The following is a 21,067-nucleotide window of genomic DNA, read 5'->3' as shown; positions in this document are numbered from 1 at the left end:
CAGCCGGCACGGTCAGTGGTGGGCGTGCACGACGGCGTGGCCCTTGCCCCGGCTCATCATCGCGCGGTTGATCGGCAGGGTGACCACGAAGGCCACGGCGAGGGCGACGGCCAGCGCCGTCCAGAAGAGCACCGACGAGATGCCGGCCTCCATGGCCCCCGGGACGGACAGCACGACCGCGTTGTCGACGACCTCCATGACGGCGATCGACACGGTGTCCGCGGCGAGGGCCACCTTCAGTGCGGCCCGGAACGGCAGGCCGGCGCGGAGCACGCCGCGCATGGTCAGCGCGTAGCCGAAGACGAAGGCCAGGGCGACCGCGAGCGCCACCGTCGCCGCGTTGGACAGGCCGAGCGAGGTCCCGATCACCATGCCGAGGACCTCACCGATGGCACAGCCGGTCAGGCAGTGCAGCGTGGCCTGGGCCGCCATCGCCCAGCTGACGCCGCCGCCGGGCAGGTGGCCGCTGGAGTGACCGTGCTCGGTGGCCGGGCCGGCCGGCGTGGAGTGCTGAGAGCCGTTCATGACGCACCTTCCTCGGGAGGAGTGGACGTCGTCAGGTATACCCCCAGGGGGTATCGAGTGCAAGGGGTGCGGGCGCCGGCGTCGACCGGTCCGGTCAGAGGGCGGTCCTAGGCTGTGGTGGTGCGGACGGCGGAGGCGGAGGGGCGGTTCACCGTCCGCCTGACGAACTTCGAGGGTCCGTTCGACCTGCTGCTGCAGCTGATCGGGCGGCACAAGCTCGACGTCACCGAGATCGCGCTGTCCGCGGTCACCGACGAGTTCATCGCCCACCTGCAGGCGATGGGCGACGAGCTGGACCTGGACCAGGCCAGCGAGTTCCTCGTCGTGGCCGCCACCCTGCTGGACATCAAGGCCGCCCGGCTGCTGCCGGCCGCCGAGGTGGAGGACGAGGAGGACCTCGCGGCGCTGGAGGCGCGCGACCTGCTGTTCGCCCGGTTGCTGCAGTACAAGGCCTACAAGCAGGTCGCCGACTTCCTCCGCGGGCGGGAGGCGGTGGCCGCGCGCCGGTTCCCCCGGTCGGTCGCGCCGGAGCCGCGCTTCGCCGAGCTGCTCCCCGAGGTGCTGCTCGGCGTCACCCCGGAGCAGTTCGCGGCGCTGGCCACCCGCGCGCTGACCCCGACGCCGCCGCCGACGGTCAGCGTCGCGCACCTGCACGCCCCGGCGGTGAGCGTGACCGAGCAGCTGCTGCTGGTCCGCGACCGGCTCGCCGCCGCGGGGACGACGACGTTCCGGGCGCTGGCCGGCGACTGCGGGCACACGCTGGAGGTGGTGACCCGCTTCCTGGCGCTGCTGGAGCTGTTCCGCCAGCAGCTGGTGACGTTCGAGCAGCTGACGCCGCTGGGGGAGCTGCACGTGCGCTGGACCGGCGGACAGCCGGTCGACGGCCGGCTGCCGGGCGCCGACGACGTCTGGGCGCAGCTGCCCGCCGGCGAGCCGGTCACCGGCGGCGAGCCGGTCACCGGCGGCGAGCCGGTCACCGGCGGCGAGCCGGGGGACGACGCGTGAGCGGGTCGATCGAGGGTCGCGAGCCGATCTCCTGGGAGGCGCTGGCGGCCGAGCTGGCCGCCGAGCTGACCGGCCGGGAGGGCGCGCCGGACGACCGGCCCGCGGACGACTGGGACGCCGTGGCCGCCGAGCTGGCCGCCGCGCTGCGTGGGCCCGGGGCGGACCCCGCCGCCGTCCCGGAGCCGCGGTCGGGGGCCGAGCCGGAGCCGGAGGTTGCGCGGGGGCCGGGGTCGGAGGCTGGGCCGGGGTCGGAGGCTGGGCCGGGGCCAGAGGCTGGGCCTTGGCCGCTGGCGGCGTCCGATCCCGCGGCGGCGGAGGAGGAGGCGACCGTCGAGGAGGCGCCGCACCCGGACCCGCCGGCTGCCGCTGCTCCCGCGCTACCGCCGTTGAGCCGGGCGCCGGTCACGTCGGTGGAGCTGGAGGTGGTCGACCAGCCGGATCCGGTGGTGGAGGAGCCGGTCCCCGGGACGGGCGCGGACGAGCCGGCCGACGTGGCTGCCGTGGACCCGGCGGAGCTGCGGGCGGGGCTGGAGGCGCTGCTGTTCGTGGTGGACTCCCCGGTCGACGAGGAGACGCTGGCCGCGGCGCTGCGGTGCCCGGTCCTCCAGGTGCGGCAGGAGCTCGCCGGGCTGGCCGACGACTACGAGCGGCGCCGGGCGGGGGTGACGCTGCGCCGGGTGGGGGATGGCTGGCGGGTCTACACCCGCGAGGAGCACGCCGCCGTGGTGGAGCGGTACCTGCTGGAGGGGCAGCGCAGCCGGCTCACCCAGGCGGCGCTGGAGACCCTGGCGGTGATCGCCTACCGGCAGCCGGTCACCCGCGCCCGGGTGTCGGCGATCCGGGGGGTGGCCGTGGACGCCGTGGTCCGGACGCTGGTCAACCGTGGCCTGGTGTACGAGTGCGGCAGTGACCCGGACACCGGCGGCGGGCTGTACGCCACCACGCCGCTGTTCCTCGAGCGGCTGGGCCTGAGCGACCTCGCCGAGCTGCCCCCGCTGGCGCCGCTGGTCCCGGAGACCTCCACCATGCTCGCCGAGCACCCCGACGACTGACCGGCTACACGGACGGATCAGTCGTCATGGAGGAACTCGCGCAAGGGCGCCCGGGTGTCCCTCGACGAGGAAGTGCAGTGGGTCCCCTGCACGAGGGACCCGTTTGACGGTCTTCCCTACTTGCCGCAGTACAGCGTGACCGCCAGCTGGGGTGCGGTCGTGGACATCTCCGCACGGGAGCCGTCTCCACCGCTGGAGCTGGTCGCGTCCTTGGACGGCGGGGCGAGTGGTGAGCCGGCGTTCGGCCAGTACCTGGCCTGCTACACGTTCGAGACCTCGCAGTGGGTGCTCAGCGTCGGTGGCCCCGATGACGACCTCTTCGAGCTCCAGGTGGAGGAAGGCGTCCTGCCCTCCGACTGGCGTGGTCTCATCCGAGATGCTGCTGATCCTCCGACCGGGTACGGGTTCTTCTCGCGGCGACCGGACGAACTCGGCTGGTCGCTTCCTCCGGTGCCCCCGGGTGCGACCGTGACCACACATGCCGCGGTCGCCTGGACGCCTCAGGGCGACGAGTCGGACGTCGCCACGTGGTACGCCGTGCCGACATCCGCTGAGCAGCTCCGCCACGCAAGTCAGACGCCCTTGCAGGCTCGACCGACGTCCTGAGTCCTGACGAGACCGCGGGGGTGCGACCCGGCGCAACGGTCCTTGACGACCGTCGACCGGTACATGTCTGGGCTGCCGCAGCAGCAGGGCAGCTTCCGGCCACTGGGTCAGACGCGTGGGCCGATGAGGATCTCGGTGCCGTCGGGGCGGTAGGTGCGCCATCGGCCGTCGGGTGGTCGTTCGACCCGGAAGCCGTGGTGGACCTTGGTGTGGTGGCGTTCGCAGAGCAGGGCTGAGTTCTCGAGGTTGGTCTCGCCGCCGTGGACCCAGTGCACGAGGTGGTGGACGTCGGCCCACCAGTGCGGGGCGCCGCATCCGGCGAACACGCAGGTCTTGTCCCGGGCGACGACCGCTCGGCGCAGTCCGGGGGTGACCACCCGGTGGGTGCGCCCCAGGTCCAGCGGTACTCCGCCGGGTCCCATCACCACCCGGGAGATGGCCGCGTCACACGCCAGCCAGCGGGCCCGTTCGCCGGAGATCCGCGCGCCGAACCCGGTCTGGGCCGCACCGGCGCCGGTGGCCGGGTCGGCGAAGTCCTCGACGTCGAGGGTGACGACCACGTGCGGCTTCACCGTCCGCAGCGTCGGCAGCTGACCGGAGGCGAGCTGGTTGTCGCACAGCTGCACCAGCGCGTCGGCCAGCTGCTGGGACCGGGTGCGCAAGTCGCCGTCGGGGCGGTTGGCCTGTACGAGCGACTCGAGCGCGGCCTCGAACTTCTCCCCACCCACCGCATCCAGGTCACCGCGGAAGGACCGCGAACCGTCGGCGTGCCGGGCGATGCCCAGCCGGCGTCCTTCGGTGGGGTCCGGTTCGGGCCCGTCGGGGTCTAGTGCGGCGACATACCGGTGGACGGTCTCGACGACCTTCTCGTGCAGGTGCACCGCGGCCAGCTGGGCCAGGTCGGCATCGATCGCGGCCAGGTCCACGCCCTGCTCCGCAGCGGCGGCCAGCTTGTCCGGGGTGGTGATCGCCGCGATCGCGTCGACCTTGGCTGCGGTGATCTCCCCGGCGGCGAACCCGGCCGCGACCGCGGGCAGGTGCTCCAACGCCCGCCCGACCCGGACAACCCGTCCGGCCTCGGTCGCCGACAGCAGCCCATGCCCGATCAGCCAGGACCGGGGGCTCTTCAGTCCGTCGTGTTCCACGGCCTGGGTGACCTCGGCGTGCCGCACCGTGCGGGACAGCTCCGCGGAGGCGGCGTTGACCACATGCACCAGCGCGTCGATCCGGTCGAGCACCAGCCCGTCGGTCAACTCGTGCAGGTCCTCGGCGGCGAAGGCGTCCAGAGCCGACCGCACCTCGCTCATGGACACCTCCCGGACCGCTCGAACGCTTGTTCGAATGTTACCGACGTCAGGCGGCTCGCGCAAGGTGAAAGCGCAGCTCAGAAGCCCAATCTGCCAGATCCGCAGTCGTCCGGAACGCACCCGGCCGGGCTGCGCGCGCCGGGGTGGGAGACTGGCAGGGATGAGCACCGAGAGCCCTGGGGGCCCGCCGCAGGACGACGAGCACGGCGTGTGGTCCGAGGACATGGAACTGGCGCCGGTGCACCCGGGCGACCGTGAGCCGGAGGGTTCCGGTGACCGGCAGGGCGAGCGGCTGCAGAAGGTGCTCGCCCGCGCCGGTGTCGGGTCCCGCCGGGTCTGCGAGGACATGATCGCCGAGGGCCGGATCAGCGTGAACGGCCGGCAGGTCACCGAGCAGGGGCTCCGGGTCGACCCGCAGAACGACCAGATCGCGGTCGACGGCGCGCGGATCGACGTCCGCAACGACCGGGTCACCTACGCGATGAACAAGCCCTACGGCGTGGTCACCACCATGAAGGACGAGCGCGGCCGCCCCTCGGTGGGCGAGATGGTCGGCGACCTCGCCACCGGGCTGGTGCACGTCGGCCGGCTGGACCAGGACACCGAGGGCCTGCTGCTGCTCACCACCGACGGCGAGCTGGCCCACCGGCTGGCCCACCCCTCCTACGAGGTCCGCAAGACCTACCTCGCGCAGGTCTCCGGCTCGGTGCCGCGCGACCTGGGCAAGCGGCTGCGCAAGGGAGTGGAACTGGACGACGGCCCGGTCGCCGTCGACTCGTTCACCCTCAAGGACACCCACGCCGGCCAGTCGGTGGTGGAGGTCGTGCTGCACGAGGGGCGTAAGCACATCGTCCGCCGCCTGCTGGCCGAGGTCGGGCTGCCGGTCTCCCGGCTCACCCGGACGGCGATCGGCCCGATCGAGCTGGCCCGGATGCGCAGCGGCGCCATCCGCCGGCTCACCCGCACCGAGGTCGGCGCACTGCACGAGCTCGTCGGACTGTGAGGGAGCTCAGGGCTGGGTGAGCCAGCGCGCCGGGTCGGCGAGGACGGCGTCCAGGGCGCGCAGCGCCGCGCCGGTCGCCCCGGCACCCGGTGCGGCGGGCGCCACGGCGATGGCCGGCCGTCGCCAGCGGGCCGAGAGCACGCGCCGGGCCAGGTGTCCCTCCACCCTCGGGCACAGCAGGTCCCCGAGCTCGGCGAGGTGGCCACCCAGCACGACCGAGGGGATGTCGAGCACGTTGAGGACCCCGGCGAGGGCCACCCCCAGCGCCCAGCCGGCCGTGTCGAGGGCCCGCAGCGCATCGGGGTCGCCCTCGGCGGCCCGCGCGGCCAGGACGCCGGAGGCCGAGCCGCGGGGCAGGCCAGCGGCGGCCAGCAGGGCGTCCCGGCCCGCGTACTGCTCCAGGCAGCCGGTGGAGCCGCACCGGCAGGGCGGGCCGGCGGGGTCGACGCAGACGTGGCCGACCTCCCCGGCCCAGCCGGAGCTGCCGGTCATCACCTGCCCGGCGAGCACGGCCGCCCCGCCGATGCCGATCTGGCCGGACAGGTAGAGGAAGTCGCGGTACGGCCCGGCCCGGCCGGGAGCGGTCTCCGCGACGGTCCGGGCGGCCAGGTCCGCCTCGTTGCCCAGCAGCGGCACCAGGTCCTCGGGCAGGGCCCGGGCCAGCACGTCGGCCGGGCGCTGGTCGGACCAGCCCAGGTTGGGCGCCCGCAACAGGACGCCGTCCGCGACGTCGACGATGCCGGGCAGGGCCAGCCCCGCACCCACCAGCCGCAGCTGTGGGAGCAGTCGGTCGACCAGCTCGAGCGCCAGCCCGCTCAGGCGCTCCAGGGTGGGCACCGGGTCGCTGCCGACGAAGTCGCCGTCCTCCACCTGCTCGGCGACCACGTGGCCGCGCAGGTCCAGGACCCGCGCGGCGAGCAGCCCGGCATCGACCTGCAACCCGAGGGCGGCGAACCGGCACCCGGGCGCCAGCGGCGTCGCCGGGCGGCCCCGGCGGGCCGTCGGGGCGCGTTCCACCTCGTCGAGCAGCCCGGCGGCGACCAGTTCGTCGGCCAGCCGGGCCGCCGTCGCCCGGGTCATGCCTGTGACGCCGGCGACGTCGGCCCGCGACGGGGGCTCCGCTGCGGCGCACACGGTGCGCAGCACGAGCGCCAGGTTGCCGGCCCGCAGGGACGAAGGCCGGGCTCCGGCGGTCTCTGGCCTCACGGGTTCAGTTTAGGTGTGACGTCAGTTATTGTTCTAGTGCAAAACAAATCGCTGACCCTTCCGGAGGACCCATCGTGACCAGCCTGCAGCCGACCCCCGAGGACAAGTTCACCTTCGGCCTGTGGACGGTCGGCTGGCCGGCCCGCGACCCGTTCGGCGACGCCACCCGCGCCGACGTGGACGTCGTCGAGTCGGTGCACCGGCTGGCCGAGATGGGCGCCTACGGCGTCACGTTCCACGACGACGACGTCGTCCCGTTCGGCAGCGACACCGCGGCCCGGGACGCCCACCTCAAGCGCTTCCGCGCCGCGCTCGACGAGACCGGCCTCGTGGTGCCGATGGTCACCACCAACCTGTTCACCCACCCGGTGTTCAAGGAGGGCGGCCTGACCGCCAACGACCGGGACGTCCGCCGGTTCGCCCTGCGCAAGGTCATGCGGAACATGGACCTGGCCGCCGAGCTCGGCGCGCAGACCTACGTGCTGTGGGGCGGCCGCGAGGGCACCGAGGTCGACACCGCCAAGGACCTGATCGCCGCCCTCGACCGCTACGCCGAGGCGATCGACACCCTCGCCGCCTACTCCGAGGCCCGCGGTCACGGCCTGCGCTTCGCCCTGGAGCCCAAGCCCAACGAGCCCCGCGGCGACATCTTCCTGCCCACCGTCGGGCACGCGATCGCCTTCATCTCCAAGCTCGAGCACGCCCACCTGGTCGGGATCAACCCCGAGGTCGGCCACGAGCAGATGTCCAACCTGAACTTCACGCACGGCATCGCCGAGGCGATCTGGCTGGGCAAGCTCTTCCACATCGACCTCAACGGCCAGCACGGGCCCAAGTTCGACCAGGACCTGGTCTTCGGCCACGGCGACCTGCTGCAGGCCTTCTCGACCGTGGACCTGCTGGAGAACGGCGGCCCCCAGGGCGGCCCGGCCTACGACGGTCCCCGGCACTTCGACTACAAGCCGATGCGCACCGAGGACATGGACGGCGTCTGGCGGTCGGCCGCGGCGAACATGCGCACCTACCTGCTGCTCAAGGAGCGGGCGGCCGCCTTCCGGGCCGACCCCGAGGTGCAGGAGGCGCTGGCCGCCGCGCGGGTCCCCGAGCTGCGCACCCCGACTCTCAGCGAGGGCGAGAGCTTCGAGGACCTGCTGGCCGACCGGTCGGCGTTCGAGGACTTCGACGCCGCGACCGTCGCCCAGCGCGGTGCCGGCGTCGTCCGGATCGACCAGCTGATGATCGAGCACCTGCTCGGCGCCCGCTGACATGACCCTCGTCGCGGGGGTCGACTCGTCGACCCAGTCGTGCAAGGTCGTCGTCCGGGACGCCGACAGCGGCGCGCTGGTCCGGGAGGGCCGCGCGCCGCATCCGGACGGCACCGAGGTCGACCCGGCGGCCTGGGGCGCCGCCCTGCAGCAGGCGATCGGTGCCGCCGGCGGCCTGGACGACGTCGCGGCGGTGGCCGTCGGCGGCCAGCAGCACGGCATGGTCTGCCTGGACGACGACGGTCTTGTCGTGCGCCCGGCGCTGCTGTGGAACGACACCCGCTCGGCGCAGGCCGCCACCGACCTGATCGCCGAGCTCGGCGGCGGCGAGGCCGGCCGGCAGGCGTGGGCGGAGGCGGTCGGCCTGGTGCCGGTCGCGTCGTTCACCGTCACGAAGCTCCGCTGGCTGGCCGAGCACGAGCCGGACAACGCCCGGCGGACGGCGGCGGTCTGCCTGCCGCACGACTGGCTGAACTGGCGGCTGGCCGGCTCGCCCGCGCTGGACGCGCTGGTCACCGACCGCGGCGACGCCAGCGGCACCGGCTACTGGTCCACGCCGCAGGGTGAGTACCGGACCGACCTGCTGGAGCGTGCCCTCGGCTCCACCCCCGTGCTGCCGCGGGTGCTCGGCCCCGCGGAGCAGGCCGGCGTCCTGGCGGACGGCGGGGCGCTGCTCGGGCCCGGCACCGGGGACAACGCCGCGGCCGCGCTGGGCATCAACGCCGAGCCGGGCGACGTCGTCCTGTCGATCGGCACCTCGGGGGTGGTGTCCACCGTCTCGACCACGCCGACCGCCGACCCGTCGGGCACCGTCGCCGGGTTCGCCGACGCGACCGGGAACTTCCTGCCGCTGGTGGTCACGCTGAACGCCGCCCGGGTGCTGGACGCGACGGCGCGGCTGCTCGGCGTCGACCACGCGGAGCTGTCCCGGCTGGCGCTCACCGCGCCCGCCGGGTCGGGCGGGCTCGTCCTCGTGCCGTACCTGGAGGGCGAGCGGACGCCGGACCGCCCGCACGCCACCGGGGCGGTGCACGGCCTGACGCTGTCCACCGCCGACCCGGCGCACCTGGCCCGGGCCGCGGTGGAGGGCCTGCTGTGCGGCCTGGCGGACGGGCTGGAGGCGATCGCGGCGCAGGGCAACCCGGTCCGCCGGGTGCTGCTCGTCGGCGGCGGTGCGCGCTCGGAGGCGGTCCGCCGGCTGGCGCCCGCGGTGCTCGGCGTCCCGGTGCTCGTCCCGCCGCCCGGTGAGTACGTGGCCGACGGCGCGGCCCGGCAGGCCGCCTGGGTGCTGGCCGGTGGGGACACCCCGCCGGTGTGGCCGGCCACCAGCACCGAGACCTACCAGGCCGACCCGACGCCGTCCGTCCGGGAGCGCTACGCCGAGGTCCGCGACCTCACCGCGTCCCGGGTCTGACGAGCGCCCGGAGCCGGGTGGCGGGGGCTCCCTAGACTCGACCGAGGTGCGCGGCGATCCGCGCACCGGCATCGATGTCAGGAGAGTGCATGGCCGTCCGAGCCATCCGGGGTGCGACACAGGTGGCCGCCGACGACCGCGACGAGGTCCTGTCGGCGACCCGTGAGCTGGTGTCGACCGTCCTCGAGCGCAACGAACTGTCCTCCGAGGACCTGATCAGCATCCTGTTCACCGCGACCCCGGACCTGGTGTCGGAGTTCCCGGCGCTGGCCGCCCGGGAGTTGGGGCTCGGTGACGTGCCGCTGATGTGCGCCACCGAGATCGCCGTCCCGCACGCCCTGCCGCGGGTGCTGCGGCTGATGGCGCACGTGGACACCCCGCGGACGCGGGCCGAGGTGCAGCACGTGTACCTGCGGGGCGCGGTCGCCCTGCGCCGGGACATCGCGCAGTGAGCGAGCATCGCAGCGAGCGCCAGCGGGCGAGGAGCGGAACGGACCTCGCTGCGCAGGAGCAGGGCACGGCGAGCGGGCGTCCCTTCCGGGGACAGGTCACGCTGGACGGTCCGTCCGGCACCGGGAAGTCCAGCGTCGCCCGCGCCGTCGCCACCCAGCTGGGCGCGGCGTACCTGGACACCGGCGCGATGTACCGCGCCGCGACCGTCGCCGTCCTGGACGCCGGGGTGGACCTGACCGACGCCGAGGCGGTGACCCGGGCGGTGTCCGAGGCCGACATCGAGGTGGGGACGGCGGCCGACACCGAGGTCGTGCTGGTCGACGGGGTGGACGTGGCCGTGCGCATCCGCGGGGCCGAGGTCACGCGGACCGTGTCGCCGGTGTCCGCCGTCCCGGCCGTGCGCCGGTTGCTGGTGGACCGCCAGCGGTCCCTGGTGGCCGCCGCGGACGCCGTGGTGGTCGAGGGCCGCGACATCGGCACGGTGGTGCTGCCCGACGCGACGCTCAAGGTGTACCTGACCGCGGCACCGGAGGCCCGGGCCGAGCGGCGGGCCGGCCAGCTGGGGGTCACCGACCCGCGACGGGTCGCCGAGATCGCCGCCGACCTGCGCCGCCGGGACGAGTACGACAGCAGCCGGGCGGACAGCCCGCTGCGCCCGGCCGCCGACGCGGTCGTCGTGGACAGCACCGGCCTGGACCGGGACGCCGTCGTGGCGCGCGTCCTGGAGCTGGCCCGCAGCGCGGTGGGGGAGCCGGCATGAGCGAGCAGCAGGGGCCGCTGCCGGTGGTGGCCATCGTCGGCCGGCCCAACGTGGGCAAGTCGACGCTGGTCAACCGTTTCCTGGGCCGCCGCGCCGCGGTGGTGCAGGACGTCCCCGGCGTCACCCGCGACCGGATCGCCTACGAGGCGCTGTGGAACGGCAAGTCGTTCACCGTCGTGGACACCGGCGGCTGGGAGCCCAAGGCGACCGGCATGGCCGCCGCCATCGCCCGGCAGGCCGAGTACGCGATGAAGACGGCCGACGTCATCGTGCTGGTGGTCGACGCGTCGGTCGGTGCGACCGAGACCGACCTGGCCGCCGCGCGGGTGCTCCGCCGCAGCGACCGGCCGGTGATCCTGGTCGCCAACAAGGTGGACGACGAGCGCGGGGAGGCCAACGCGGCCGAGCTGTGGTCGCTGGGGCTGGGGGAGCCGTACACGGTCAGCGCCCTGCACGGCCGGGGCAGCGGCGACCTGCTGGACCTCGTGCTCGACGCGATGCCCGAGGCGCCGCGGGAGGCCGAGCCCGAGGGCGGCCCGCGCCGGGTCGCGCTGGTCGGCCGGCCCAACGTGGGCAAGTCCAGCCTGATCAACCGGCTGTCCAAGGAGGAGCGCTCGGTCGTCGACTCGGTCGCCGGGACGACGGTGGACCCGGTGGACTCCCTGGTCACGCTGGGCGGCGAGCAGTGGCGCTTCGTGGACACCGCCGGGCTGCGGCGGAAGGTGAACACCGCCAGCGGGACCGAGTACTACGCCAGCCTGCGCACCGAGGCGGCGATCGAGGCCGCCGAGGTCGCGGTGGTGCTGCTGGCCGCGGACGAGGTGATCAGCGAGCAGGACCAGCGGGTGATCACCCAGGTGATCGAGGCCGGGCGTGCCCTGGTAATCGCGTTCAACAAGTGGGACGCCATCGACGAGGACCGGCACGCCCAGCTCGAGCGCGAGGTCGACCGGGAGCTCGCCCGGGTGAAGTGGGCCAGCCGGGTCAACATCTCGGCGACCACCGGCCGCGGGGTGAACAAGCTCGCCGAGCACCTGCGGTCGGCGCTGGCGTCCTGGGAGACCCGGGTGCCGACCGCGGAGCTGAACGCCTACGTCCGCGCGCTGGTGCAGGAGACGCCGCCGCCGGCCCGCGGCGGCCGCGCCCCCAAGATCAAGTACGTGACGCAGGCGGACATCCGGCCGCCGCGGTTCGTGGTGTTCTCCACCGGCTTCCTGGAGGCGGGGTACCGGCGGTTCCTGGAGCGCAAGCTGCGCGAGCAGTTCGGCTTCCAGGGCACGCCCATCGACGTGTCGATCAAGGTCCGCGAGGGCCGGGGGAGCGACAAGAAGAAGGGGTGACCGCCCGCCGGGCGGCTCCGGCGCGTGCGGTAACCTGCTCCAGCAGCGATCGAGCGCGTCCGGCCCAGCCGGCAGCACTCGGAGCTCGGGCTGTAGCGCAGCTTGGTAGCGCACTTGACTGGGGGTCAAGGGGTCGCAGGTTCAAATCCTGTCAGCCCGACAGTGAAGCCGCAGGTCAGAGGCGGGTCACCCGACGAGGGTGGCCCGCCTCTCGCGTGAGTACAGCAACGGGTACAGCAGCGCGGCCCGCCGGACAGCAACGGTCACCAGCGGAGCGCCTCGTCGAGCCGATCGGCCGCCTCGCGCTGCTGCGCCGGACCGACATGGCTGTAGATGTCCGCCGTGATGGCGTACGACGAGTGACCCAGGTGCTCCTGGACGACCTTGGTGTGGGTTCCGGCTGCCAGCAGGAAGCTGGCCGCGGAGTGCCGCAGGGTGTGCAGGGTGACTCCGCGGAGGCCGGCTCGCTCCGCGAGCATCTCGAAGCGCCGCAGCACGTTGCGGGGCTCGAGCGGTGTGCCGATCTCGGTGGTGAAGACCAGCCCGTGCTCCTGCCAGGCTCCGGCGGCTGTGCGCTGTTCCTCCAGTTGCCGGGTCCGGTGGGCCCGGAGTGTCTCGATGGCCGAGCGGGGGAGGGGCACGGTCCTGCGGGACTTGTCGGTCTTGGGCTCGTCGAGCTGCAGCCCTCTGGATGTCCGGGCGAGTGTCCAGCGGATCCTCAGCAGCCCGGCGTCGAGGTCGACGTCGGACCAGTGCAGCCCCAGTGCTTCGCCACGGCGGAGTCCGGTAGCCAGCATTACTCGGAACAGGCCTTCCAGCCGGTCGCCCCTGACCGCTTCCAGCAGCGCCTGCGCCTGCTCCGCGGTCAGGTGCGGCGCGTCCTTGCGCTCGACGCCGGGCCGTCTCACTGTTGCCGCGGGGTTGCCGCGGATCAGTCCGTCGCGGGAGGCGATGTCGAGTGCTGACCGGAGGACCGTGTAGGTCGTCGGATCGTCGACCCTGACAGGCCGGCTGTCCGCTTGGTGACGATGAGCGCTTCGACGTCGGAAGGACGTAAGCGTCCGAGGGGGCGCCAAACCCCACCCGGCGGAGGTCGGCGAGGTGCAGATCACGTGACGGGAGCAGCACCTCGGCCCGCTTGCCCGACTGGGGCCTCACCGATCCGCTTGGCGCGCTCTCCGCGGATGGTGCTGTACCGGTCGTAAAGCGTGATCAGGAGCGTGAGCAGCAGACTGAAGAACAGGCTGCTGCCGAGTTCGAACGTGGCGCCGCTGCTGCCCGGCAAGAGGCGCAGCGCGACGATGATGGCGGCGTTCAGCGCAGCCATCGCGACGAACTGCGCGAGCGTAGTCCGCCAGGTCGCGCCGCGACGGGCGAGCAGCTGGCTGCACACGGCGTTGACGACGATCAACGTGAGGGTCGACAGCACGATCTGCGTCGGGGTGGCCCGCAGGTCCGGCAGCACCTGCGCGAAGATGATGACGACGAGCGAGACGAGCAGGATCTTCTCCCCGACCATCAACAGGAACGCCCGGCTCAGCAACGGGAGGGTCCGCGCCGCGCCGACGCTCAGCGCGGGCGGCAGGTGCGTATCGACTCGCGTGGTGAGAGCCCAGTCGCGAGGCGGCGGACGCATCCGCACCCATGCCACGAGACCGGCCGCGACCAGCGCCGCCACGATGATCAGTACCGGGACCAGTTGCGGCTGCGCGGCGAGGATGTCGGTGACGTCGAGCTGGGCGATGTGGATCCACCACTCCTGGGGCAACTTGATCAGTACCCAGATGCCGCCCGCGAGCGCCAGCACCTGACGGTCGGTCAGTCGCCGCGGGTCGCATCGGGTCCTGGCCAGCTCGTACGCCAGGAAGAAGTACTCGAAGGTGTTCGGGAACAGGAGCAGGAGCGGCCGGGCTCCCGTCAGCTCGAACGCCGCCACCCCGACGAGGCGGTAGTACCAGAGGAACCGCGCGGCCCGAAAGGCCAGGCCGGGAGGCCAGTTGCGCAGGGTCGAGGCATACGCGACAGCGAGGTAGTAGACGTCGAGGGCCTTGTCGTAGCCCTGGTAGCCGTCGAAGTCGGCCCCGACCGCCTGGAAGATCGTCTGGTCGACGGCGTCGAGGACCAGCGCTGCCAGCAGCGCAGGGACCGGCCGGCGCGGGATGGCCAGCGGTACGAGGAACCGCGCGGCGACCACGAGGGCGACCACCGCTACTGCCAGCGGGGTCATGGCGTGTCGTTGGCGAGCAGGACGAGCGCCTGGCCCGGTGACGGGAGCGCAAGCCACACATCGGGTGCCGGAGCAGCCGCGGCCTGCCTGCCGGGTCGTGCATCGAGCATGCGGTACCTCTCGCGGCAGGGGGTGGGACAGCCAGGGGCTGCGTGGAACGGGCCGACCCGACCTGCGACATCGTCCCCGGTCGGCTCGCAGCATGACATCTGCGCGGCGTCCGTCGGCACGCCAGTGACCACGATGCCGGAGCGCGTGACCGCCGGAGCTCGACCCGTGCGGCCGCCCGCGGTGCGGGGCATTGGCCTCGACGGCGCCAGGAGGACTCGCCTGGTGGCCGATGGCGGCGGTCCTTGAGTTCAAGGAGTCGTCGCAACACCGGCCAGCAAGTCGTCGGAGAGCAGCCGGAGGAGTTCCTCGGCTGGGGCTTTGAACCCGAGGGTCGTGCGTGGCCGGGCGTCGAGTGGGGCAGGAGGAACCGACCAGCGACGCTTGCGTCGGTCGGTAGGGCAGCCACCGCGAGGGGAGGACGGTCGGAGATGCAGGTTCGTCGGTCGGGGCCCGGAGCGGGCCCGGCAGCCACAGGCCGGTGACGTGAGCGGACTCAGGACGAGGCTGGCCGGTCTGCGCCGCACGCCCGGGGAGGTGCCGCGCGAGGACGTCGCGAGCCGGGTGTCGGCCTACGTCTACGGGAACGTCCTGGTCTTGGCCGCGCTGATCGCCCTGCAGCCCGACGAGCTGGGCGGACCCAAGGGCGTGTTGTACCTGCTCGGGGTAGGAACCTCGACCTACGTCGCCCACACGGTGGGGGAAGCGGTCGGACTGCGGGTCCGTGAGGGCCGGTCGCTGGATTCCGCCGTCGTGCGGCGCGAGTTGTGGGGCGCACTGCCGATCGCGACGGCGGCCGGCGCGCCCGCTGCGTTGTTGGTGCTGGCGTGGGCCGACCTCCTGGCCGGCGAGACGGTGCTCGTCCTCGCGCTGGTCCTGGTCGACCTCCGGTTGGCGCTCCTCGGTTCGGTGGTCGCCCGGGTGTCAGGGGAGCGCAGTTCGTCCCGGGTGTTCCTCGCCGGCTTCGTCCTGGCGATCGTCGGCGCTGCGGCGGCCCTGCTCAAGTGGCAGTTGACCCATTGAGCGGCGGTGGCACCGGCCCCCGCGGCCGGGGGAGAGGACGGGCGGTTCGGCTGGCAGAGTCGACCGTCCGGCACCAGGCAGAGACCAACAGGTCATCCGGTGAGCCTCTGGCGCCGGCCCGTCCGCCATCCGACCGCGGCCGGGGAGCGGCCCCGAGCGCACAGAAGCGGACGCAGCAGCGATGAGACGAGCGAGAACGAGGGTTCGGACGGCGGGGCGACAGGCTCGCGCGGCAGCTCTGGCCGGTCGCCTCGAACCTTCGGCTCCGTGGCTGCTGGTCGCGGCCTTGGTGGCGGCCGGCGGTCGGCGGCGGGGCCGTCGGGCGGCGCTGCGCGGGGTGGCCTCGCTAGTGGCCACGGACGCGCTGCTCCGGCGGTCGGTCGGCACCGGTGCCGGGCAACGGCCACGCCGCATCCCGACGACACCGCTCGGTCCGGCGAACCACGCCGGTTCCCCGTCCCTGCATGCAGCCGCAGCTGCGGCCTTCGTGGTCGCCGTCGGGACGACCGAGCCGGCGCTCGGCCTGCCCATGACGGGTCTGGCGGTGCCCCTCGTGCGGCGCCGTCTGGGCAACGGCGACGTGGGGGAGCTGCTGACGGGTGCCGCTCTGGGCGGCGCGGTCGCCATGACCGGCAGCCGGCTGATTCCTTCGCGCACACCCAGCGCCGTCCGCGCCGTCCCGCCCCGCCCGGTGCCGCAGCCGCCCCGCGCGGACGGCGCCGGTGTCGTCATCCTGGTGAACCCGCGCTCCGGCAGCGGCCGGGGCGGCCGACTGGCCAGGTCCGTGCGCAACGAGCTGCCCGCCGCCGAGATCGTGACGCTGGAACCCGGTGCGGACGTGTCCGGCGAGTTCCGTGCGGCCGCCCGGCGGGCCCAGGTGCTCGGGGTCTGCGGCGGGGACGGCACCGTGGGTACCGCGGCACAGGTCGCCATCGAGGCGGCGCTGCCGCTCCTCGTGCTGCCGGGCGGCACGTTCAACCACTTCGCCGCCGACCTCGGGATCGACCGGCCGGCCGACGCCCTGACGGCACTGCGCCGCGGCACGGCGGTCCGGATCGACGTCGCGCTGGCCGGTGAGCGGCTGTTCCTCAACACCGCCAGCCTGGGCAGTTATCCGGCGTTCGTCGATCTCCGGGAGCGCTGGCAGGGCCGGGTCGGGAAGCCGGCGGCCGCGGCGATCGCACTGGTGCTGGCCGTTCGGCAGCAGCGACCGCTCCGGCTGGTGGTCGACGGGCTTGAGCACGACGTGGCGATGATGTTCATCGGCAACGGCCGTTACCAGCCGCAGGGGTTCGCCCCGAGCTGGCGGCCCCGACTCGACGACGGGCGACTGGACCTTCGCATGGTCACCGTGGCAGGCCGCGCGCCGCTGCTGCGCCTGGCCGTGTCCATCCTCACCGGCCGGCTCGGCCGGAGCCGCCTCTACGTCGAGGACGACCCGGTCGACGTGCACATCACGCGGCCCGACGGCCCCGGACTGCTGGCGAGGGACGGCGAGATCGCCCCCGGGCCGGCCGAGTTCGACGTCAGGAAACTGCCCCGGAGCCTGGTCGTCTACCGCCCGTCGCTGGGGCCGCCCTTCGAGCGCTGAGCGGCCGCGGGCGAGGGCCGGCGAGCCGACCAGGCCACCGACCGGTACGACCGGCGGAACACCCACCCCCGGTTCCGCGGCCTCGGCGGTGCGGAGCCCGTGAGTCCGGCGAGCGGGGTTGACGACTGCACCGACGAGCGAGGAGGAACAGGAGCGGGTTCGTCAACACGGTGATGCCCGGCGCCGCCGAGGCGGTCGCCGACATCCCGGCCGGCGCGGTCCTGGCCGTGGGCGGCTTCGTCTGAGCGGGGTGCCCTTCGCCCTGATAGCGCCCTGCCTGCCCGCGTCCGTGGCCGGCATGTCCGCGGACATCGACGGTCCGTGGCCGCCGGGGCCCTCCACGTCGACAGCGGCGACCTGGAGGAGCTCATCGGCCGGGCACCGACCCCGCTCCGCGACGTCATCGCCGCAGCCGCCGGGCGTGTCCAGGGCTGACGACGCCCGGGTGATACCAGAGCCTGCCGACGGGCACCCACGACGGGCCGCTCACCTCCAGGCGAGGTGAGCAGCCCGTCCGTCCGGCCGGGACAGAACCGCCACGCCGGGCAGGGCCGCGTCAGACGCCAGGAGACAGACCATCGCCCGCCAGCCGGCGACCGGCGAGATGTCAGTGCCTGACGCGTCACCGTCGGTCGACGGTTCGGTGAGCCTGCTTGCCGGGAGCTAGCCGGCCAGCTCCCCTCGTGGCGCTGGCGCCCACACCCAGCCGACTCCAGCAGGCGCTCCGCCGGCGCCCTAGATGTTCGAGCCGTCCGCGGGGACCCCGGGTGGCAACTGCGGTGCTCCACCGGCCTCGACGGCCTGCTCGCAGTCCAGCCCGAGCGTGTAGGTGGTCATCGACAGTGATCCGTAGGCGCAGCCGTCCACCAGGATCCCCGCCTCCTGTTCTCCGGCTGCGCCGGCCAGACCTGCCAGGTAGAGGGCAGGGATGAAGTGGTCGGGCGTCGGCACGGCGTTCCGGTAGTCGCGATGAGCGTCCAGCGTCGCGAACTCGGCGGGCGCGGTGAGCATCCGCTCCTTGGCGTCCTCGTCGAAGCGCTGGGCCCAGTCGAAGCCCTCGTCCTTGAGGTTCCTGTCGGCTCCACCCAGATTGTGGACCACGTTGCCGCTGCCCATGACCAACACCCCACGCTCACGCAACGGCGCGAGCTTCGCCCCGAGGTCGAGGTGGTACTGCAGGGGTTTGTCGGCGTTGATGCTCAACTGGACGACCGGGATGGACGCGTCCGGAAAGGCGTGCACCAGCACCGACCAGGTGCCGTGGTCGATGCCCCAGCTGTCCACGTCCGCGCCCAGCCAGGTCGGCTCGACGATGTCGGCGACCTCCTCGTGCAGCTCCGGCAGGCCGGGAGCGGGGTACTCGACGTCGAACAGGTCCTGGGGGAAACCGTAGAAGTCGTGGATCGTCCGAGGCCGCGCCATCGTGGTGACGGCGGTCGCGTTGATGTACCAGTGCGCGCTGATCACCAGGATGGCCCGGGGCCGCGGCACTGCTCGACCGAACGCCCGCCACGCCGAGGTGTACCGGTTCACCTCCAACGCGTTCATCGGACTGCCATGCCCGAAGAACGCTGCCGGCATCAGCCCTGGTGCTGAGGCGCCGTCCAGGCTCACGATGACTCCTTCGTCGCAGGTGCCGGACCCGGACCGTACGAACTGTGACCTGCTCCGGCAACACGTGCGGCGCCGTCCGCGCGTCCCGCTCACTGCGCTGACGACAGCGGGCGTCTCGGCAGCAGCGGGGACCCGCGGGAGTCCCTCGGAGCCTCGGTGACGGCGGCGATCGACTCCAGGACGAGATCCGGCCGATCCGAGCCGCCGCAGTGCGCGCGTGTGGATTCGTTCCGGGGAGGGGTTGCCGCGTCTCCTGCGGTGGCGGCACGGTCCCGGACGAGGGGAGCGGCGCTCGACCGGTTCGATGCCCTGGCCCCGGCAGCCGCGCGGCGGCGCACCTGGTCGTCGCCCGGTCACCGGAGCGGTCGCCATGATCCGCTCGGTCGCACTCCACTGGGCGGCGGAACTCCGGCCTCCGTGCAGACCGTGCTCGGCGCATGGCCGGCGCCTCGGCATACTGCGAGTCGGTCAGCGCCCGGGTGACAGCCAGACCGACTCCGGCGGCGAGGTCGGCTGGGCCATCGAAGCTCGCTTGCTGGACCCCGAGGTGATCAGCGACTGATGGCGCAGCATCCGCAACCAAGCCGCACCGGCGATGGTCCTGGCGGACGCGGACGGGATCGGCGCCGCACGATGTCTTGCAACCGCAGCGCGGCCATGCGCACGAGCCGAGCCCCTCGGGACAGCGGAAGGTGATCAGAGGCGATCGCCCAGGCTCAGGCGCCGGTGGGCCTCGTGGGCCCGCTCGACGGCGGTGGAGGCGGCGTAGCGGGACAGCATGTCGCCGCTGCGCCAGCCGGCCAGGATCATCCGGTCCTGCACCTGTCCTCCTCCGGCCAGCCACCGGTGGGCGAAGGTGTGCCGGAGACGGTGCGGGTGGACGTCGGTGACGCCGGCCTGTGTTGCGCGGGTGTGCAGCACGTCGCGGGCGCCGTCCGGGGTCGAGGGCCCACGCTGGCCCAGCAGCAGCCTCGTCGACCGGGCGTACGGATGCAGCGCCCGTATGCGGAGGTAGCGGTCCAGGCCGGGGCGGTCTTCGCACCGAACGGGACTACCCGGGGGACGGAAGCCCTTGCCGGTGACGTAGGCGAGTTCCCGGTCGAGGTCCACGTCGTCGAGCGCCAGCACACACGGCTCCGACACCCGCACACCGGTGTCGAGCAGCAGTCGCAGCACCACCTCATCGCGGCGGCCGAGGAAGACGGCCCGGTCGACGGTGCCGGGCCGGCCACGACCGACCGCGCACGCCTTCAGTAGCGCGGCGATCTCGGGATCGGTGAGGATCGGGACGGGCTCGTCGGGTGGGCTGAGGATCTCGATGCCGTCGGTCGGCGCCTTCTCCAGTTCTCCTTCAGTGACCAGCCAGCGGCAGAACCGGCGCCTTCCGCGCAGCCGGGTGCCCACCGTGGAGGGCTCGCACGTCTCGGCCAGCCAGGCGCTGATCGCGTGCCGGGTCACCTCCTCCAGCGTCGCCGGCCGGCCCCGGTCGGCCAGCCAGCGGCCGAAGTACCGCACGGACTGGCTGTACAGCTCGATCGTCCGCGGCGCCTTCGCCGCGGCCCGCAGGTGCCGCCGGAAGGACGCCAGCAGGTCCTGCAACCGGAGCGCCACGGCGGCAGGTCATCGGGCGAGTCAGCGCTGTGCTAGGCCTTCGAGGACCTCAGGGCTGCGCATCTGCGCTGATAGGACACCTGGCGCGGCTCGGCTGGACCCGCATCGGCTCGCCCGGCATCTTCCAGGTGGCTGAGCGATGCGACGTGACGCCTACCGACGTCAGGGACGCGACGGGTCGGGATGTGGCTCGGGTCGGAGGTGCGGCGCACTAGGCGCACATCGACGACACGACCAACTCACGACCAACGAACCCCCATCAGCGCCCGACGTCCACCAGCGTTGGCCAGACGCTTCGATGGGCGCTGAGCTGCGCCCTCGTCCCCTGTCAACTGCTGCCATCACCCTAGAAGTCAACTCGCAGGCTTACAGCGCAACGTCGGTGGCCTTTGCGTACGGCATGAGGCGGGGGAGTAATCAGGGGGCGCTTCCGCATCGCATCCGCGCCTGACACGGGCGGGAGACAGCGGAGGACAGGGGGACCCGGCAGGGCGCAGAGGCCCGGCGACCTGCCGCATGACCTTCCGAGACGCCGTCACGCTCGGCGACGATGGCCTCCGGATGGCTCGGGCCGCCTTCGCTGGCCGGGACTCCGAGACTCGACCACCGTTCTGACCAGCATTGGGGCCCGTGAGGTGCCGTCCGTATCCGTTCGCTGTCGTTCCGTATGCCGATCGACCTGCGCAGACGAACTCAGGCGGACGCGCGCGAACCCGCGGCCGACGGCTGGGGGTCAAGGGTTCGCAGGTTCACATCCTGTCAGCCCGACAGTGAGACCGCAGGTCACAGGCGGGTCGGCCGATCGGGCCGGCCCGCCTCTTGCATGACTACAGCAACGCGGTCGGCGTACAGCAACGGTCACCACCGGAGCGCCTCGTCGAGCCGATCTGCCGCCTCACGCCGTTGTACGGGACCGACGTAGCTGTAGATGTCCGCCGTGGACGAGCGGGTCAACTC

Annotated in this window: 18 protein-coding genes and 1 tRNA gene; 12 read left to right on the top strand and 7 right to left on the bottom strand. The window is 73.3% G+C overall.

The window, feature by feature from the left end:
• Positions 1–12: 12 nt before the first annotated feature.
• Positions 13–525 (bottom strand): DUF4396 domain-containing protein, encoded by a 513-nt coding sequence (locus ACWIX6_RS13095; protein WP_448612866.1) that lies wholly within the window; start codon positions 523–525, stop codon positions 13–15.
• Between the two features lie 120 nt (positions 526–645).
• Here ACWIX6_RS13095 and ACWIX6_RS13090 point away from each other — a divergent pair, with 120 nt between their 5' ends.
• Genes ACWIX6_RS13090 through ACWIX6_RS13080 form a run of 3 tightly spaced genes read left to right on the top strand, consistent with a single transcriptional unit; the run spans position 646 to position 3,188 of the window.
• Positions 646–1,530: a segregation and condensation protein A gene (locus ACWIX6_RS13090; RefSeq protein ID WP_448612865.1), complete on the top strand. Its 885-nt coding sequence runs from the start codon at positions 646–648 to the stop codon at positions 1,528–1,530.
• Entirely contained in the window at positions 1,527–2,582 is a 1,056-nt protein-coding gene (scpB, locus tag ACWIX6_RS13085) for an SMC-Scp complex subunit ScpB (protein WP_448612864.1), read from the top strand. The genes ACWIX6_RS13090 and scpB overlap by 4 nt, the downstream gene beginning before the upstream one ends.
• Before the next feature lie 54 nt (positions 2,583–2,636).
• Entirely contained in the window at positions 2,637–3,188 is a 552-nt protein-coding gene (locus tag ACWIX6_RS13080; protein WP_448612863.1) for a hypothetical protein, read from the top strand.
• 107 nt (positions 3,189–3,295) lie between these two features.
• Here ACWIX6_RS13080 and ACWIX6_RS13075 read toward each other — a convergent pair whose 3' ends face one another.
• Complete coding sequence (locus tag ACWIX6_RS13075) at positions 3,296–4,495, bottom strand: DUF222 domain-containing protein (protein WP_448612862.1); 1,200 nt, start codon at positions 4,493–4,495, stop codon at positions 3,296–3,298.
• Positions 4,496–4,655: 160 nt separating this feature from the next.
• On the opposite strand from ACWIX6_RS13075, the gene ACWIX6_RS13070 reads away from it, so the two are divergent.
• A complete protein-coding gene (locus ACWIX6_RS13070; protein WP_448612861.1) occupies positions 4,656–5,498 on the top strand; it encodes a pseudouridine synthase in 843 nt (280 codons plus the stop codon).
• A 6-nt stretch (positions 5,499–5,504) separates the two neighbouring features.
• Here the strand turns inward: ACWIX6_RS13070 and ACWIX6_RS13065 are convergent, their stop codons facing one another.
• Entirely contained in the window at positions 5,505–6,704 is a 1,200-nt protein-coding gene (locus ACWIX6_RS13065) for an ROK family protein (protein ID WP_448612860.1), read from the bottom strand.
• A 74-nt stretch (positions 6,705–6,778) separates the two neighbouring features.
• Here ACWIX6_RS13065 and xylA point away from each other — a divergent pair, with 74 nt between their 5' ends.
• The 6 genes from xylA (at position 6,779) to ACWIX6_RS13035 (ending at position 12,096) form a co-directional block, all read left to right on the top strand.
• Entirely contained in the window at positions 6,779–7,969 is a 1,191-nt protein-coding gene (gene xylA / locus ACWIX6_RS13060; RefSeq protein WP_448612859.1) for a xylose isomerase, read from the top strand.
• A 1-nt stretch (position 7,970) separates the two neighbouring features.
• Positions 7,971–9,383, top strand: coding sequence for a xylulokinase (gene xylB, locus ACWIX6_RS13055; RefSeq protein WP_448612858.1), 1,413 nt, complete (start codon positions 7,971–7,973; stop codon positions 9,381–9,383).
• An 89-nt stretch (positions 9,384–9,472) separates the two neighbouring features.
• Complete coding sequence (gene aroH / locus ACWIX6_RS13050; RefSeq protein WP_448612857.1) at positions 9,473–9,835, top strand: chorismate mutase; 363 nt, start codon at positions 9,473–9,475, stop codon at positions 9,833–9,835.
• Positions 9,832–10,596: a (d)CMP kinase gene (gene cmk, locus ACWIX6_RS13045; RefSeq protein WP_448612856.1), complete on the top strand. Its 765-nt coding sequence runs from the start codon at positions 9,832–9,834 to the stop codon at positions 10,594–10,596. Before aroH ends, cmk begins: the two co-directional genes overlap by 4 nt.
• Positions 10,593–11,936 (top strand): ribosome biogenesis GTPase Der, encoded by a 1,344-nt coding sequence (gene der, locus ACWIX6_RS13040; RefSeq protein ID WP_448612855.1) that lies wholly within the window; start codon positions 10,593–10,595, stop codon positions 11,934–11,936. Before cmk ends, der begins: the two co-directional genes overlap by 4 nt.
• Positions 11,937–12,022: 86 nt before the next feature.
• A tRNA-Pro gene (locus tag ACWIX6_RS13035) sits at positions 12,023–12,096 on the top strand.
• A 103-nt stretch (positions 12,097–12,199) separates the two neighbouring features.
• On the opposite strand, the gene ACWIX6_RS13030 is transcribed toward ACWIX6_RS13035, so the two are convergent.
• Together ACWIX6_RS13030 and ACWIX6_RS13025 are read right to left on the bottom strand one after the other, a co-directional pair.
• Positions 12,200–13,048: a tyrosine-type recombinase/integrase gene (locus ACWIX6_RS13030; protein WP_448612854.1), complete on the bottom strand. Its 849-nt coding sequence runs from the start codon at positions 13,046–13,048 to the stop codon at positions 12,200–12,202.
• Positions 13,045–14,163, bottom strand: a complete 1,119-nt coding sequence (locus ACWIX6_RS13025) for a hypothetical protein (RefSeq protein WP_448612853.1) — start codon at positions 14,161–14,163, stop codon at positions 13,045–13,047. Before ACWIX6_RS13025 ends, ACWIX6_RS13030 begins: the two co-directional genes overlap by 4 nt.
• Before the next feature lie 594 nt (positions 14,164–14,757).
• On the opposite strand from ACWIX6_RS13025, the gene ACWIX6_RS13020 reads away from it, so the two are divergent.
• Complete coding sequence (locus ACWIX6_RS13020; protein WP_448612852.1) at positions 14,758–15,294, top strand: hypothetical protein; 537 nt, start codon at positions 14,758–14,760, stop codon at positions 15,292–15,294.
• A gap of 487 nt (positions 15,295–15,781) precedes the next feature.
• Positions 15,782–16,885, top strand: coding sequence for a diacylglycerol/lipid kinase family protein (locus tag ACWIX6_RS13015; protein WP_448612851.1), 1,104 nt, complete (start codon positions 15,782–15,784; stop codon positions 16,883–16,885).
• A 735-nt stretch (positions 16,886–17,620) separates the two neighbouring features.
• On the opposite strand, the gene ygiD is transcribed toward ACWIX6_RS13015, so the two are convergent.
• Both ygiD and ACWIX6_RS13005 read right to left on the bottom strand, forming a co-directional pair.
• Positions 17,621–18,499, bottom strand: coding sequence for a 4,5-DOPA-extradiol-dioxygenase (gene ygiD / locus ACWIX6_RS13010; RefSeq protein ID WP_448612850.1), 879 nt, complete (start codon positions 18,497–18,499; stop codon positions 17,621–17,623).
• 696 nt (positions 18,500–19,195) lie between these two features.
• Complete coding sequence (locus tag ACWIX6_RS13005; RefSeq protein ID WP_448612849.1) at positions 19,196–20,110, bottom strand: tyrosine-type recombinase/integrase; 915 nt, start codon at positions 20,108–20,110, stop codon at positions 19,196–19,198.
• Between the last annotated feature and the right edge of the window lie 957 nt (positions 20,111–21,067).

Source organism: Modestobacter sp. URMC 112 (genome assembly GCF_053502575.1).
Note: the sequence above shows the minus strand (reverse complement) of the source record. Positions and strands in the feature narration are given on the sequence as shown.